The sequence below is a fragment of the Robinsoniella peoriensis genome, assembly GCF_000797495.1.
Taxonomy (GTDB): Bacteria; Bacillota; Clostridia; order Lachnospirales; family Lachnospiraceae; genus Robinsoniella; species Robinsoniella peoriensis.
Window position 1 is genome coordinate 1 of sequence record NZ_JTGN01000016.1, and the last position, 16,970, is coordinate 16,970.

Here is a 16,970-nt window from a genome sequence, read left to right on the forward strand (position 1 = left end):
GGTAGAAAGTGGGATGGCCGTCGCTCAACGGTGAAAAGCGACCCTGGGGATAACAGGCTTATTACTCCCAAGAGTTCACATCGACGGAGTGGTTTGGCACCTCGATGTCGGCTCATCGCATCCTGGGGCTGTAGTAGGTCCCAAGGGTTGGGCTGTTCGCCCATTAAAGCGGTACGCGAGCTGGGTTCAGAACGTCGTGAGACAGTTCGGTCCCTATCCGGCGTGGGCGCAGGATATTTGAGAGGAGCTGACCTTAGTACGAGAGGACCGGGTTGGACTGACCTCTGGTGTATCGGTTGTTCTACCAAGAGCATGGCCGGGTAGCCAAGTCGGGAAGGGATAAACGCTGAAGGCATCTAAGCGTGAAGCCCCCCTCAAGATGAGATATCCCCCGCATAAGCGGTAAGACCCCTTGAAGACGACGAGGTAGATAGGTTAGAGGTGGAAGTGCAGTAATGTATGGAGCTGACTAATACTAATAGGTCGAAGGCTTATCCATAAGGTTTAGGATAATGTCAATAAAGTTGATATGATCAACGAAGTTGGTAATGCAAGAACGGATGATAATTTGATGAATTTCTATGTGTGATTTTGAAGGTATATGCATGTGAGGCAGCTAAAGATAGCTGCTTTTTTTGTGTATAAATTTATGGATAAGCCAGTAATATGAGGCAAGAATGAAACATGAAAAAGAATAGTAGGTAACATAGTAAAGAATAAATAATGAAAAAAATAATAGGCATCATAGTAAGGAATAAATAATAAAAAAAATAATAGGCATCATAGTCAGTCGTGGATCAGCAAAAATAGTGAGAAAACATGGAAGACCATAGGTAACTATAAAATATAATGAAAGTCTACAAAATATAAACGTTTTAAATTTTACATAAACTTTAAATAAAACAAGACTAGAATTAACAAATCCCATGTAGAATATAGACATAATAAAGTTACAAAGTAAATGTTATAATAAAGTGGGAGGGAAATATGCAGGTGATATTAGGGTTTGTTTTAATGATAATAGGAATCTCTTATTGCACAGAGTCTATTCTATCAACGCATAAACGTGCATTAAGGCTTGTGAAACAGGCCGATCAGAATGAATATTTTTCATTTTGTGCAAGAATATTTTTTGTATCATCATTTTTTGTATTCCTGTCGAAGATTGCTTATCTGGCGGAAGCTATTTCCTACCAACAGAATATATACTTCATTTTGGGAATATGTATCATAGGATTTGTTCTGGTGTTATTTATAAATAAAAGGAAGACGGGTATGTTTTTTCTTGTTAACACCGTTCAGGGTGATAAAAATAAATTGTATGTCGGAAAAAAAGCTTTAGAAAAATAAATAAAAAGTGCTGATTTGATTGAACCTACTCCCAATTGTTAGACCAAAAGTCTATCGATTAGGAGTTCGGTTTAATACGTCAGCACTTTATATTTATTTGGAAATATTTTTTATCCTTATATAAAAACTGATTTGTTATTTCAGGGAAATATAAGGATTCAGGCCGCCGGGGATATCCGGATTATGGTCTGTTTCAATGGCCTTGTAAAATGCCAGCATCTGACATATATTTATAAATGGAATACCCCAGGCAATGGGTTCAACAATGGCATGCAGGGAAACATGGTAATCCGATTCCCAGTAGTCTTTTGTATGATGTCCCAGAGTAATAACATAAGAACCACGGTTTTTTATATCTTTGATCATCTGCTTTTGGTAATTACTTTCATTGGGGTTAATGATAATAAGAAATAGTTTTTTTTCATTTGCCAGGACAATAGGTCCGTGCCGGTAATCCAGAAGATTAAAATACTCTCCGGGAAGTATACATATTTCAGTAAATGCCAGACTTCCTTCACTTGCAATTCCGCTGATTTCCCCATCACCCAACACAGTTACATTATTCCATTCTTTTTGTGCTATTATCTGACACATTTCTTTGTGTTCTTCTAAAAATGCTGACTGGTTTTCAAAAAATGTTTGAAATGCCGCTGCCAGTTGCTCGTTCTCTATATAGATCGCCAATAACATTGTTAATGAGTAGTAAATATTCGAAATAGTTCTTGTCTGGCATACGCTATGGTCAAAAGCCCATGGAATCTCCAGTGTAAAGTCCAGATATGGTTTCAAAGAACAATCGGTCTTTGCGATAATACCCATAGTTTTAAAGGTTGTAAGTTTACGCAGCTTTTCTAAAGCAAATAATACTTCACTGGTTTCACCGGACCGGGAGGCAACGATAACCAGAGCGTTGGTAAATATCCTGCTGTATTTCTCCGGTGACAAAATAATCTCACCGCCGGAGACAGCTACTGTTTTTTTGTCAGTGTACATGGAGAACATAGCAGCGGCACCCTCACTCAGCATAAAGCCGGATCCGCAGCCTATGAAAATAATGTTTTGGAAGGGTTTTTTTATAAATTCATAAATCTGATCGTGTTTTTCTTTAAAAAGTGCCTGTGTTTGCATAAGAGCAGAAGGCTGGGAAAAAATTTCAGTTTGAATGGTATACATGTGGTTCCTCCTTTGATATTTGCTCTTTTAAATGAAGAGCTAATTCTGATAGTTCGTGATGATATATATTTTGAGCAGCCAGTAAGATGCCGCCTTGAACGGGCGGAAGATAAGGGGGAGTAAGGGTAATCGCAAGCTGCTTTAAATATCTTTGAAGGGGGTCAAGTATAAGACCTTCGTTTTTAAAAATTCCTCCGGAATAAGAAACGCGTACCGGAGTTTCAGGTGAAAATCCCAGTTTTCGATAAATTGCTTTTATTGAAATAAAGAGTTCATAAGCTGCCATATCATACAAGCGGCGGGCATTAGCATCGCCTTTCTTGGCAGCCTCACTCAAATACATCTGCATTTTTGCAATACCTTCCCGATTTCCTGACAAGAAGTTATTATAATATGAGACCATATCCTCTTCATCATGAAGAGAGAGGGTATTATGTATTACATCATATAAGTACGAACGGTCTTCACGATAATCACATTCTTTAGCGAACAGTGAAAGTGTCTGCATTCCCAGCCAGTAAGCGGAACCTTCGTCTGAAAATACCGTATGCCATCCATTAGCCCTGGCACTTTTTCCTTCCATATTTTCCCCGTATGCAATGGCACCGGTGCCTGCTACAATATGTATACCATGAGATAGGTTGAGGGATCCGGCAAAACCTAATGAAACATCGTTGCAGAGCATTAGTACAGCCTGTGGCAGAAGAGCGTGGAAATATCCGGAGATCTTCCGGTCTGCAGCGGAATCTTCACCATAGCAGGGGATGCCGAAGGCTGCACTGCAAATTTGTTCTTTGCGGCATCCGGCTGTTTCAACAAGCTTGCTGATCCCGTTTTCCACCAGATCACATACACCGGAAATACCGATCTGGGGATGGGAACAGCCGGAAGTTTCGAAGCGGGCGGCAACAGACCCGGAGTAGGTAGTCAGCATCCAGGCGGTTTTAGTTCCGCCCCCATCCATACTTAAAAGATACTTCATGTTGGTTCCTCCTTTGCATACTCCATGCATCTCGATCCTTATCTTAAATTTACTGTTATTGGATGTACTTGACATCCGTTAATTCAGTTCCACTCGGTAAGAGAAGAAATCACTTTTAATAAAGGCGACGGTATACTCAATGATATAATTTCTGGAAAAAGTGATTCTTTCAATCTTAATAGAAGTATCAGAAGTTTTGATGCCTAATAGCAGTGCATCTTCTCGTGAAACGGGGACTGCAGTTATGTTTTCAGTAGCCCGTTCCGGTATAATATTAAAGGACTGCATCGTTTTATAAAGTCCGTTTTCCTTAATTTTCTCAAGGGTCATCTCAGGATAAATGCTCACCGGTATGTATGAAGTTTCCACTGCATAAGGAATGTCCTGGGCATATAGGCAGCGTATTAACTCATATACCATATCGCCGGGATTTAGTTTCAGATTTTCCATTACCTTGCCTACTGCCGGTATTTGTTTAAATGATAGAACTTTATTACTATGCGTAATTCCTTTTGCTTCAATGTTTTCACGAAGGCTATAAAATTTTGTCAGAGTCTGTTCTATTCTGCGTACAGAGACAAAGGTACCTTTGCCCTGCTTACGGTAAATATAACCGTCTTTAGTTAATAAGTCCAGAGCATCACGGACGGTAATGCGGCTGAGCGCATAACGCGTACATAATTCCCGTTCGGTAGGCATTTTATCGTGTGGCTTCCACTCGCCGGAAGTTATTTTCTCAACTAATATATCGTAGAGCTGTGTGTATTTGAAATTATTTTGAACGTCGTTGTTTTTTGACATACAGGATCCTCCTTAAATATGATTATGACATTACAGCGGAAATAAATCTTAAAGGTATTAATATAATATAACAACTATTAAAAATGTGCAAGGGCTTTTTGAAAAATAAAAATAAAACGTAATAATGTATAAAAAATGACTATAAATATTGTTAAATAATGATGAAAAGTGAATAATTTGCATAAATGTATTGCAAGTAGTATAAACTTGTCTTATAATAGCAATACAAGTTAGATAAGGGAAACGTAAGGACAAGAAGAATATTGGTTCTATAAAAACAGGATCAATATAGGAAGAGAGGTGAACGGGGGTTCATTATTATGACGACTTGATAAGTGCAATATTCAAACATTACCCCATGAATAGAACAAGCCGGCTTGTTCTATTCCAAAATCAGTAGTGTGAAAGCGGTTTTCTTTCACACTTGATCCGGAAAAAATCAGGAGAAGGTTTGGATTAGATAGGTAAAGGATGCCTTGTAGCAATTTAGAAAACAAAACCATAATTTTGGTTTATGTAAATTTGGAGGATAATACTATGAGAAGAAAAAAAGGAATCACAGTTATTTTAACCTGTATGCTGGCTATGTCTTCAGTTCTTTATGGCTGTTCCGGTAAAGAAAATTCAGAAGCACAGAAAAAAGATGAAACGAAAACAGCGGTATCTTCGGAAGCGGATCAGCCGGATACGCAAAATGCAGAGGCTAATGGAGAGCCTGTGACACTTTGGATGCATAACGGTCCTGCATTTGTAAAGGCAACAAAGGAACTGGCGGCAGAATTTGAGTCTGAGACCGGGATCAAAATTGATATACAGGTATTTCCGTATGATGTTATGAGTCAGAAGATGAAAGCTTCTTTTACTGCCGGGAATGAGCCTGATATTATTCAGGGATTCGGTGCATGGATGCCGACCTATATCAACCAGGGAGTGTTAGCTAAAGTACCGGATGATATGGCATCAGATTTAAAGGAGAATTTCCTGTCCGGTGCAGTGGAGGGGTATGAAAAAGATGGCTCCTATTATGGTGTTCCCATCGAAATGCAGATGGAAAGCGGATTATTTTATGTGCCGGAAAAGGCTAAGGAGTCCGGAATAGAAGGGGCACCTAAGACTTTTGAAGAAGTTATTAAAATTGCCAAGGATCATGTGAAATACAATGGAGATGTTCTGGAATATGGCGGTCTGGAATTTGACAACGGTGACAATGTTGCACAGTTATTCCTGTCCTGGATACTGCAGTATGGCGGAAACTTCTGGGATGAAAGCAGGACCCATATGGTTCTCCAGTCTGAAGAGGCAAAAATGGCATGGCAGAAACTGGTGGATCTTATCGAAGCAGACAAGGTCACAGATACTAAGCATATTACTGGGGATATCACATCAGATGTATTTTTCTTTAACAAGAAAGCAGCGCAGCTAATCAAAGGATCCTGGGCTTCAGCGATTGGTGAGGAGTTGAAAAATGATGACTGGGAATATACATTTCTTCCTCCGGTCACCGGAGATGAACCTCATTTTGTTGTGGAAACCGGATGGGCTTATGTAGTATCTGAAAATAGTAAGAATAAAGACAATGCCTTTAAATTCATACAGTATTGTCTGCAGCCCGAAAAGTCACTTGAGTTTAATCTTGCAACAAAGACAATTCCGTCTTTAAAAGCATTAGTAGAAGATCCGGCATATACGGAAGCGGAAGAGAATGTACGATTTAAGGACCAGTTCCAATATTTAAAATATGCGCAGAATGTAGGCCCGGTTCAGGATATGGATTTTGTCAAGACCACAATCCGGGATATATTTAAAAGCCAGATTGATGGCAAGTATACCACAGAGGAAGCTTTGAATAAGGCTGAGACGGATATTAATCAGCATATCGATTCTCTGTTAGCCCAGACAAAATAAACAGAATGGAGAGTGCTGCAAAATAAATTTTCCGGACTTTATTTTGCAGCAGTTCCTTAAGGAGGCAGGATGATGAATAAAAAAGTGAAGAGGAAACAGGGTATCAGCCGCCGTCAAAGAAGATTTGTCATAATAGGGCTGACTCCTATTCTGATTGTATTCTTTGTCTTTTCCGTTATACCGATATTTTATAGTTTTATCATGTCGCTTTTTAATCATAGTGGATTTGGCCAGGCACCTTTTGTGGGTTTGGATAATTATGTTCAATTAGTACATGATACGGAATTTTTAGGTTCATTGAAAAATACAATTATTTTTGTTCTGATTGCGGTTAATGCAAATATCGTTATTTCAACATTGATGGCAGTTGTAATCAAATCAATAAAAAAGCGGAAAATCCGTTCATTCTTCAGAGGATGGTTTTTTATCCCGGCAGTTATTCCTATTGTAGCGTTATGCTATGTCTGGGCCATTATGTATCAGCCCAGTTCCGGGATTATTAATAAAATGCTTTCTTTAGCAGGAATAGCACCTGTTAACTGGTTAACAGGCAGCAGTACGGCATTAATTGCGATTATCATTACTACTTTGTGGTGTGATCTGGGATATAATATTGTTTTAATTCTGGCAGGAATGGACAGCGTTCCTGAAATGTTTCTGGAAGCTGCTTCCATTGACGGTGCGAATTGCGTACAGAGGTTTTTCCGGATTACGCTTCCCCTTTTATCCAGAAATATGCTATTTGTCAGTATGATGACGTATATCACCTATTTTCAGGCTTTTGCCCAAATACAGATTATGACCAAGGGCGGACCCAATAATGCGACCAATGTCATAGCCTACAATATTTACAATTATGCATTCCAATATTCCCAGATGGGTTATGCTTCTGCAATGGCAATGGTATTACTGGGAATCATTTTAATTATATCCATGGTACAGTTTTTTAGTGTAAAGTCAGACTGGGAATATTAGGAGGGGGGATACCATGAAGATACTGTCAAAGATTTTAAAAGGTTTTATATTAGGTATAGGGTTCTTGGTAGTTGCCTTTCCGTTTCTATGGTGTGTTCTGCTTTCTTTTAAAGGAAATGCGGAAATTATGAGTATAGAGTCCTCATTCTTTCCTACGCAGATTGTCCTGGATGGATATAAGAAGGTTTTAACAGAGGCTCCGTTTATGAGATGGCTGTTTAACAGTATTGTAACGTCTGTTCTTGCCACCGGAATTGTGGCACTGACCAGTTGTCTGGGAGGATATATTTTTGGTAAATTTCAATTTCGAGGAAAAAATATACTGTTTATGGGAATATTGGCAACCATGATGGTTCCCTTTCAGGTAACGATGATTCCAACGTACCTGATCAGTAATAAGCTGCATATTTTAGATACACTTGCGGCATTGGTAATTCCTTATATGGTTTCCGGATTCGGAATCTTTCTGTGCCGTCAGTTTGCGGAGAATGTGCCGGATGAGATTATGGAAGCCGGACGGATTGAAGGAGCCGGAGAGTGGCGGATTTTTTTCGGACTGATTATTCCGATGATCAAACCCGCGATATCGGCACTTTGCATCTTTACTTTTATGGGCAGGTGGAATGATTATTTATGGCCGCTGATTGCACTTACCAGTGAGAATAAGATGACCCTGCCCCTTGCGCTTAATTTTTTCAATTCCAGTCTGTTAACGGATTATAACTCATCAATGAGTGCGGGGGTTTTAGTAATGCTGCCGATTATAATTGTATATTTTATTTTCCAGAAGCAGTTTGTAGAAAGTATCACATTAACGGGGATTAAGTAGAGAGGTGACAGGTTGAAAGAAAAGTACTTTCAACTTCCTTAATTTATATGAGCGCTTAAAGCGCACGGATGGGAGCAAAAATGAGAGAAAACGGATATTGTAAATTTGTATTTATCGGAGCGGGAAGTTCTGTATTTACGCTGCGTCTGATTGGGGATATTTTAAAGGAAAATAGTATTAACGGCGGACATATTGCGTTGGTAGATATTGACGGGGAAGTTTTAGAGGAGACGAAGGAAGCTGTTATTCATCTGATACATTTTGCGAAGCGGGAGTTTGAGATCACTGCCCATACGGATTATAAGCAGGCGATTCCGGATGCCGACTATGTGTTCATGACGATAGCGACAGGAGGATATGAGCGGTGGAAACAGGATATCAGAATATGTACGGATCACGGAGTGCTGCAATCGGTAGGAGACACAATCGGTCCCGGTGGGATTATCAGGACGCTGCGAACAATACCTGTGATATTAGATATTGCCAGTGCCATGGAAAAATTGTGCCCTGATGCCTGGATGATTAATTATTCCAATCCGGAGGGTGCCGTTTGTCTTGCTCTTCAAAAGTTTTCCAGGATTAAGAACTTTGGCCTTTGCCATGGTACACCGGATACGGCACAGTGGCTGGCTGAAAAAGTGTTTCAGGTTGACTGGGAGCGGTTTTCTTACCGGGCAGCGGGAATCAATCATTTTACCTGGTTTACAGATATGAGGATTGACGGGGAAGACGTGTACCCTGAACTTAGCCATGCATTAAATAGAAGTGGGATGGATAAGAAAGAGCCCATATCTGCGGAACTATACCGCATTTATGGATGTTATCCTGCCCCAGGAGACCGGCATGTAGGAGAATTTGTGCCGTATTATTTAAAGGATAAGATCCTGAAAGAAAAGGATTACGAATGGAAAAATAATGATTTTAAGGTGGTGGATGGTTGGAGGGATCAGGCCAGAGAGCTGTTCGACGAGGTAAGAATGCATAACAGGGGATTTGAGAAACTGCTGGAAGGTTCCGGTGAAACTGCGGCAAATTTTATAAGATCTCTGAATACAGGGGAAATCTCCAGTGAAATGGTAAATGTAGTGAACAGAGGATATATTGACAATGTCTCACAAGATATCATTGTAGAACTGCCCACTTATATTGATCAATTTGGTCTGCATCCCCAGAAGATAGGGAGGCTGCCTGACGCTATTGCTGCGCAGTGCGACAGGCTGGGAAGAGAATATCTTCTCATGGTGGAAGCAGCGGTATCATGCAGTTATGAGAAGGCATTACAGGCGGTGTATCTGGATCCGCTGTCAGCTAATTGTCTGTATCCGGAGTTACTTTTAAAGGATCTGATTCATGCAAATCTGGACTTGCTGCCGGAAGCATGGAAAGAGAAGTAAAGGGGGATTCGTCTTCATGTGGGCAAAAGAAAAGCAGTATCTGAGAGAACTGGCTAAGAGGCAGACAGCATATGCAAATCTGCCGGAAATGGAACAGAAAAAGCAAAAATGGATGGATGTAAATACGGGGAAAAAGACGGTTCCGCCCGTAGTTGTGGAGACAGAGACATTCCGGCAGTACATGGTACCTGATCATATTCTGTACTGTACGGATCCAAAGGCACGTGAAATCGAATACCGTTTGTTAAGGAATATTCGTGAATATGAACTGATTCAGGATGACAAAGTGATTCCGGATGTATTTGAGATTCCAATTCAGGCAGAGATTGATGAATTTGGCTTTCCTATAGAGGAATGCCATGCGTTGGATGCCAATGGCAGGGATGTCGGCTATGAATATCATTCGCCAATCCGGGATCTGGAAGAGGATTTTTACAGGCTGAAACCTGCAGTAATTAACATAAACCATAAAAAGACACAAAATTCCTATGATTTTGTGCAGGATATATTAGACGGAATTATGTCAGTGAGACTCACAGGAACCCCGCCAATGATTGCACTTCCTTTTCAGGCAGTAAAGCTACTGGGCCTTGAAAATTATATGATGTCCATGTATGACTGCCCTGAAACCCTGCATAAACTGATGCACTATTTAACGGAAAACCAGATAAAGGTAATGAAATATTATGAGAAAAACAGAATTCTGACTTTAAATAACAGCAATCAGGAAACCTGCCTCAGCAGCTATGGCTTTACGGATCGCCTTCCTGTGACGGGAGCAGAAAGTCCGACATTAAAGGATGTCTGGATCTGGGCAGAAGCGGAGGAGGCAGCATCCATATCACCGGATATGTTCCGCGAGTTCTGCCTTCCATATATGGCAAAGGCATGCAGAGAAATGGGTCTGATTTATTATGGATGCTGTGAGCCAATGCATAATATATGGCAGGATGTCATAAAGGAAATTCCTAATATACAGAAGGTATCCGTATCGCCGTGGAGCAGCCAGCAGAAAATGGGAGAAATGCTTCGGGGAACAGACGTGGTGTTCTCCAGGAAGCCCTATGCAAACTATCTGGGCGTAGAAAGCAGGCTGGATGAAGAAGCCTGGACAAAGCATATTAAAGAAACTTTGGATGCGGCAAAAGGATGCCAGTGTGAATTTATTATGCGGGATGTTTACCGCGTACGGGATTTGGAAGATGTGAGGCGGGCGGTGGAAATTGTCAGAGAGCAGGCGGAGGAGTCGGCTGGTTAAGTGTATAGAATTAAGAAAATAAAATGTGTTATTACTTAGATATCAGGAAATAACAGAAGAGGGCAGGGAAGGCGCAGAGATGCAGCAGGCTGATGCAGAACCGGGTATTGTACAATAAAAACTAAAGACCCGGAGACAGATGGAAGCGCTGAAATTATGTCATCCGCCTTCCCGCTCATCATATGCCCTGTTAAAATATTCAGTAGGACTCAACCTGGTATACGCATGGAAAATCCTGCTAAAGTAGAACTGATTGTTATACCCCACCAGTGAAGCAACGTCTTTAATCAGTAAATCTTTATTATTGCAGATAATCTCTTTTGCTTTTTCCATTCGTTGTTCGGTTATATATTGGTTAAAAGACTTATCCATGTATTTTCTGAAAATTTTACTGAAATAAGGCTGTGAAACACCGAAAGTGCTGCATATACTGGTCAGAGAAATTTCCTCTCCAATATGACAATCCACATAATTTCTCAGAGATTCAAGAAATTCAGGAGCATCAACTTTTTCTATTGTTAAAACCTGCTGACTTTGTAATAGGAGATCAGTGAACCCGTTTTGAACATCCTCCAGTTGGTTGGCTTCAGCTAATATCTCTTCTAAAATATCCTCTGTTTCAAGCAGCCAGCCGGCGATGTTCTCCCTGTTATATTTTTGGGACAGATATAAGATTTGCTTCAGCATATGGGATATATAGATCTGAGGTCTTTCCTCAGATGCCCATTGTCTGAACAGTGTTCGGAGTTCATTTTTTATCTTGCCATATTCCATCTGATGAAAGATATAATCGATTTTATCCAAAATCTCATAAGCATCTTTTTGATTAACTTCCACATATTTATTGTTGTCATCCAACTCGCTTAAGACCTGTGTCTTTCCAATTATAATCTTTTTATCCAGCAGTTTATAAAGTTTTTTCATAGTTTCCGGTATATCGCGGATACTGACAGGCCGTGTCATATATACGAAAGTAAAATATACATCTATTTTTTTGTACTGCTTCATGATTTTTCTATTAAACATTCTGATATCGCTGTTTCCGATCACTTCATATGGGATCAAATATAAACCTTCATTTAAATCTCTGCCATAAACGGCTATTGTTTCATCCTTTTCTGAATAAATTTCCAATTCTCCGCTTCGCTCAAATCTGCCTGGCATACCCTTTACCCGAATAATTGAAAGAAAATATTTATCATATGGAAAATAATGTTTTACTTCCATCGGATCCACAGATTTCTCCTTAGACATCTTTTTCAGCAGCCGGTTTCGGTTTTGATAAAATTGCTTCTCCAGCAGCTTCTCGATCTTATTCATAGTGTAAATGAATTCTGACGGTACGATAGGTTTTAGAAGATAATCATTTACCCCATAGGATATGGCTCTTTGTACATACTCGAACTCACTGTAACCGCTGATGATCAGGATAAGGCTTTCCGGATTTTTTCTCTTTATTTTAGAAACAAATTCTATCCCATCCATAAGTGGCATGTGCACATCTGTAATGATAAGATCCGGTTCCAATTCTCTTGCCATGGAAATTCCATCCACACCGTTTTCTGCAATTCCAACCAGATCAAAATCTTTACAGTATTTATAGATCAATGTTTTTATGGGTTTAATTGCCGGCGGCTCATCCTCTACGATCAGTACTCTATACATCTTCTATATCCACCTCCATATAAAGAAAAGGAATCTCGAACCACACTACCGCACCCCCAGCGTTGTTATCAATATAAAATTCCAGATCATCCTGATATCTGAGCAAAAGTCTGGCATATGTGTTTACCAATCCCATGCCTCCTATTTTCATTGTGATATTCTCACGGGAGTGCAGCAATTGTTCTTTGGTTCTTTTGAACTTTCCTTTCAGTTCCTCCAGGCAGGATTTCGTGAATCCCTGTCCGTTATCCTGCACACTGATTCTGAGCCTTCCGTCTTTACGAACACCGCTTATTTGAATCAGCATATTGTCTATTTTATTCTGAAAACCATGGTTCATGCAGTTTTCCACAATCTGCTGCAGTACAATTTTGGGAATTCTCTGCTCCCGGACATCGGCTTCTACGTCTATGGTAAAATTCAGTTTGTAATCGTAGCGGCACTTTAACAGGAATAAATACTGCTCTACATACTGGATTTCACTGGATAATGTGGCATATTTACAATCCGTATCTGCGGAGTATCTCAGCATGGCAGCCAGTTTTCCACAAATGATACAGATACTTTCGTCACCGCTCTCAATTCCCTTTCCCGAGATGACATTTAAAACATTATAGATAAAGTGGGGGTTCACCTGTGCCTGCAAAAAATTAAATTGAGCCTCCATCTGTAAAACTGCCAGGCGCCGCTCCTGAATCATAGCCTTTTTTAGCCTGACCATGGAATTTTGATAAGATTCGCTTAAGGCAGTTATCTCATCGTCTGATTCTTCCAGTTTGGTAGTCTGACCCATATTTTCAATCTCCGTGGTTTCAATCACCTTTTTTAATTTATTCAGGGGCTTGGTGAGGTAGTTGGATATGATATAAATAAAGGACAGCAAAAGCAAGTAGACTGTCACCATGATAAGCACGCACATCTTTAAGATATAGGCGCTCTCTTCCATGACTGATTTTCGGTCCTCTCTTACGATTACCCGGATGCCATATGCTTCCTGCCCGGCTTCCCCAAACAAATATTCCTGAGAGTATAAATTTTCCGGTTCAGCCTTGCCTGATGTAGAAAACAGCAGTTCTGTATCATTGCTCAAAACAATGACCTCCCCATTGGGGGTTGCAATTTTTAATAGCTCTTGCAGTTTATCAGTATCAAACTGTATCTCTATGTATCCCGTATTTTTTCCAAGGACTTTTTTTATGATTGAGAACACCTCAACCTCATTTTTATATCCCCAGATATCCTTATGGGTATTTACCAGTACCGGCTTCCCCTGCTTTTTATTTACCATTTGTAGCCATGGCATAGAATGAAAATCTACATTTTTATTGATAGCTTCATTGATTCCGGTTTTCATGGCAATTATTTCACCGTTTTCATTAAAATAAAGAACTCTGTAAAAGCTGTTCATTGTACTGTCGATGATCATACTGTTTTGAATGGTATTTCTTGCGCCATCCAGGTATTCACCCCGCATTCCTTCGGGGTCGCCCAAGATTATGATGGATCTCAAAACCTCCGGATCGGACAGCATGAACCGTATTCGGTATTCCATTTTTTCTGTCAATGCATTGAACTGGTTCAGGATCTGTTCTGCCATTAGGTCCAGATTATTCGTTTTATCCTGCGTATACTGTTTTGTGCTGTATTGATAAAAATATATCCCCAGTCCGGAGACCACCAAAAAGAAAAAAGCGGCATAAAGCAGTACTAATTTTGTTCGAAATCGCATGGTCTCCCCCTGACGCCAGAACTTTACCCCATATTTTCATAGATATCCGGCATATATTCCTGCAGTAATCTGGGGTGTGGCTAAAATATCTAAATTAATCATAACATTCTGTAATTAAAATTAATAGTAAGATTTTTTGGCAATTTCAATAAAGGCTGTGATATTTTCCCAGGGAACCTCCGGCTCTAATATATGGGATGGTGCGATCAGCAGTCCGCCGTTTATCCCTAATATTTTCTGTACCTGATGTACTTTTGTCCTTACATCTTCCGGTGTGCCAAATGGCATGGTAGTCTGAGTCCCTATCCCTCCCCAAAAGGAAATCTTATCCCCGTATAAATGCGCAATTTTTTCCAGGTCATTGCATTCAGGCTGAACCGGATTCAGGATATCAATTCCCTCCTCCAGAAAATAAGGAATCATGTCCTCAACTTTTCCGCAGCTGTGTAAAAAGTAAAGTACCTGGGGGTTTATCTTTTTACCAGCATCCACAATTCTTTTTATACGTACCTGAAAAAATTCTCTGTACAGGCAGGGACTTATCATGGGTGCCAGCTGTGTGGCAACATCATCTCCCAGGCGGATAATATCCACCCCGGCTTCGGCATATTTCTGAGCCTGTCTGATACGCAGACGGGTAATCTGTTCACACAGTTCATGTACCAGCTCCGGTTGTTCATAAAAGTCGATCAGCAGTTCTTCCAGACCACGCAGCATCCATGCCGTCTCAAAAATGGTGGAATACATATCACCCGTAACGGCATAACCTCTTTTATGGTAGGTGGATACCTGCTCTCTCAAACCTTCATAGCGGTAATCTGCGTCAAGATCCGGCCATTGATATGCCCTTATATCTTCTAAAGACTGGGCTTTTGATAGAGGATGATACCGGAATTCCAGAAAATGATCCTGGCTCCCACGGATTCCTCCCGCACCGAATTCATCCAGTACAATATCCGCTGGCAGCTCTTCGTCATAATAAATGCTGACATCCCGTATCTTCCTGCTGGGACCAACACTTACCGTTCTCACATCAAAATCATAATATTCTTCCGGTGGAAGGTTCGTTCCTGTTATTTTGTGATATGTTTCCATGACACCGGGTGTGAAAGCACCCCAGCTGATCTCAAATGGCATACGATCCGGGTTGCCTTCTCTTCGCATCGCCCGGAGTACCCTTTCTCTTGGCTGCATGTTATTCCTCCTCTCCAAAACGTTATCCTTTAACAGAACCGGCTGCCATACCAGCAATTATTTTTTTATTGAAGAAGATAAATAATATGAGCATGGGAATTGTAATGACAACGACGTCGGCAAACAACAAGTTATAAGAATTGGAAAACTGGCCTATAAAGTTGTAAATTGTCAGCTGAACGGTTGCGTTTTCTGTACCCGGAAAAAAATAAAGGGGATTCACAAAATCATTGTATATAGTAATAAAATTAAGAATAAAAGCGGTGGCGGATACCGGTTTCAGCATTGGAAATATAATGGATGTATATATTTTCAGTGGAGTGCATCCATCCATAAGTGCCGCCTCTTCCAGCTCTCTAGGTATAGAAGACATATAACTCCTGTAGAGCATGATGGAAAAGGGAAGCTGCAGCGAACTCTCTATCATTACCATACTGAAAAATGTTTTGTAGATATGCAGGCTTTTCAGCAGCCAAATCGTGGGCATAATGGCAGGTGGAATCATCAGGCCTGTCAGAAAGATAATGCTGATAACGCCGGAAACTTTTCCGGATCTTCGCTGAAGGACATAAGCGGCAGCTGATGCAGTCAATATAATTGCGAACACAGACAACAGTGCAATGAGAATACTGTTTTTAAAAGCCGTAAGCAGTATATAATTATTAGCCTTTATTACTTCAATATAATTTTCAAAATGCCATTCTGCGGGGATATCTAACCTTAACAGATTAGCCTCTTTTCTGCCTTTAACGGAGTTAAAAAATATTAAAAAGTAAGGTACAATAAAAATAAGTACGGCCGTTACTACGGCGACAGCCTCCGCAGCAAGTCTCTTTACCTTGAATTTTTTCATTTAATATTCCTCCTTTTTCAGCAAGTAAGATCTCAGAGGAAAAACAAATATGACAATTAGAAGGAACAAAATCACATTTCCAGCTGTGGACAGACCATAATATCCTGCGGCATATTGCTTGTATACAATGGATGCAACCACATCTGTGGCATATCCGGGACCTCCTTTTGTCATAGACCAAACCAGGTCGAAGGATCGCATTCCACCAATCAGGGATAGGATGATTACTGTGTTCAGAGAAGGTCTTACCAGTGGAGTAGTAACATATCTTATCTTCTGAAAGACTCCGGCACCGTCAATGTCCGCTGCTTCATAGTAGGCTTTGTCAACTGCCAGAATACCTGCCAGGAAGATGATAACACCAACTCCCGTCCCTTTCCAGATATCTGTAAGTACAATGCTCAAGATTGCCGTATCTGCATTTCCTAACCAATTGATAGTAGGAAGATGCATGGCCTGCAGAACGGTGTTGAAAAGACCTTTCGTGGGATGCATCATCGCTGCAAAAGTGATTCCTACGGCGATAGTACTGATTAAATTGGGAAAAAAGACAACTGCCCGTAAAAAATTTTTCGTTTTCAATTTACCTGACAGCAGGATGGCTATTCCATAAGCTAATATTGTTTTTGCCCCACTGGTCAAGAATGCATAGATCAGGGTATTTTTAATCCCGATCCGCAGAGATCTCTCTGTAAAAAACTGTATAAAATTCTGGAATCCAACAAATTTAAAATCTTTCAGGTTCCAGACTGTCATACTGAAAAATACTGAGGTAATCATGGGGATCAGGAAAAAGATGCTGAAAATGAAAAGTGCGGGTAATGTAAACCAGTAAGTATATATTTTTTTATCTTTCATAATC

General features: G+C 40.3%; 14 protein-coding genes and 1 rRNA gene. 7 read left to right on the plus strand and 8 right to left on the minus strand.

Annotation, left to right across the window (positions count from 1 at the left end):
* Positions 1-499, plus strand: a 23S ribosomal RNA gene (locus QR40_RS24620); the annotation flags it as partial.
* 488 nt (positions 500-987) lie between these two features.
* Positions 988-1,350, plus strand: a complete 363-nt coding sequence (locus QR40_RS24625; RefSeq protein WP_044297215.1) for a hypothetical protein — start codon at positions 988-990, stop codon at positions 1,348-1,350.
* Between the two features lie 135 nt (positions 1,351-1,485).
* Here the strand turns inward: QR40_RS24625 and QR40_RS24630 are convergent, their stop codons facing one another.
* The 3 genes from QR40_RS24630 to QR40_RS24640 all read right to left on the minus strand — a co-directional run bounded on the left by QR40_RS24630 (position 1,486) and on the right by QR40_RS24640 (position 4,306).
* Positions 1,486-2,523 (minus strand): SIS domain-containing protein, encoded by a 1,038-nt coding sequence (locus QR40_RS24630; RefSeq protein WP_027294969.1) that lies wholly within the window; start codon positions 2,521-2,523, stop codon positions 1,486-1,488.
* A complete protein-coding gene (locus QR40_RS24635; protein ID WP_052377874.1) occupies positions 2,504-3,505 on the minus strand; it encodes an N-acetylglucosamine kinase in 1,002 nt (333 codons plus the stop codon). The genes QR40_RS24630 and QR40_RS24635 overlap by 20 nt, the downstream gene beginning before the upstream one ends.
* A 78-nt stretch (positions 3,506-3,583) precedes the next feature.
* Positions 3,584-4,306, minus strand: coding sequence for a GntR family transcriptional regulator (locus tag QR40_RS24640; RefSeq protein WP_044297216.1), 723 nt, complete (start codon positions 4,304-4,306; stop codon positions 3,584-3,586).
* A gap of 537 nt (positions 4,307-4,843) precedes the next feature.
* On the opposite strand from QR40_RS24640, the gene QR40_RS24645 reads away from it, so the two are divergent.
* The 5 genes from QR40_RS24645 (at position 4,844) to QR40_RS24665 (ending at position 10,667) form a co-directional block, all read left to right on the plus strand.
* Positions 4,844-6,211 (plus strand): extracellular solute-binding protein, encoded by a 1,368-nt coding sequence (locus QR40_RS24645; RefSeq protein ID WP_052431043.1) that lies wholly within the window; start codon positions 4,844-4,846, stop codon positions 6,209-6,211.
* A 69-nt stretch (positions 6,212-6,280) separates the two neighbouring features.
* Positions 6,281-7,186, plus strand: coding sequence for a carbohydrate ABC transporter permease (locus QR40_RS24650; RefSeq protein WP_242849124.1), 906 nt, complete (start codon positions 6,281-6,283; stop codon positions 7,184-7,186).
* Between the two features lie 13 nt (positions 7,187-7,199).
* Complete coding sequence (locus QR40_RS24655; RefSeq protein ID WP_044289499.1) at positions 7,200-8,015, plus strand: carbohydrate ABC transporter permease; 816 nt, start codon at positions 7,200-7,202, stop codon at positions 8,013-8,015.
* 80 nt (positions 8,016-8,095) lie between these two features.
* Positions 8,096-9,409 (plus strand): family 4 glycosyl hydrolase, encoded by a 1,314-nt coding sequence (locus QR40_RS24660; RefSeq protein ID WP_044297218.1) that lies wholly within the window; start codon positions 8,096-8,098, stop codon positions 9,407-9,409.
* A gap of 16 nt (positions 9,410-9,425) precedes the next feature.
* The gene (locus tag QR40_RS24665; RefSeq protein ID WP_027294963.1) at positions 9,426-10,667 is read left to right on the plus strand and encodes a uroporphyrinogen decarboxylase/cobalamine-independent methonine synthase family protein; all 1,242 of its coding nucleotides are present in this window, start codon (positions 9,426-9,428) and stop codon (positions 10,665-10,667) included.
* Positions 10,668-10,826: 159 nt separating this feature from the next.
* Here QR40_RS24665 and QR40_RS24670 read toward each other — a convergent pair whose 3' ends face one another.
* The 5 genes from QR40_RS24670 to QR40_RS24690 all read right to left on the minus strand — a co-directional run bounded on the left by QR40_RS24670 (position 10,827) and on the right by QR40_RS24690 (position 16,966).
* Positions 10,827-12,332, minus strand: coding sequence for a response regulator transcription factor (locus tag QR40_RS24670; protein WP_044297219.1), 1,506 nt, complete (start codon positions 12,330-12,332; stop codon positions 10,827-10,829).
* Positions 12,325-14,061 carry a sensor histidine kinase gene (locus QR40_RS30315; RefSeq protein WP_052431044.1) on the minus strand — a complete coding sequence of 579 codons (1,737 nt, stop codon included), beginning with the start codon at positions 14,059-14,061 and terminating at the stop codon, positions 12,325-12,327. Before QR40_RS30315 ends, QR40_RS24670 begins: the two co-directional genes overlap by 8 nt.
* A gap of 120 nt (positions 14,062-14,181) precedes the next feature.
* Positions 14,182-15,255 carry a uroporphyrinogen decarboxylase family protein gene (locus tag QR40_RS24680; protein WP_044297221.1) on the minus strand — a complete coding sequence of 358 codons (1,074 nt, stop codon included), beginning with the start codon at positions 15,253-15,255 and terminating at the stop codon, positions 14,182-14,184.
* Positions 15,256-15,277: 22 nt separating this feature from the next.
* The gene (locus tag QR40_RS24685) at positions 15,278-16,108 is read right to left on the minus strand and encodes a carbohydrate ABC transporter permease (RefSeq protein ID WP_044297223.1); all 831 of its coding nucleotides are present in this window, start codon (positions 16,106-16,108) and stop codon (positions 15,278-15,280) included.
* Entirely contained in the window at positions 16,109-16,966 is an 858-nt protein-coding gene (locus QR40_RS24690; protein ID WP_044297224.1) for a carbohydrate ABC transporter permease, read from the minus strand.
* Between the last annotated feature and the right edge of the window lie 4 nt (positions 16,967-16,970).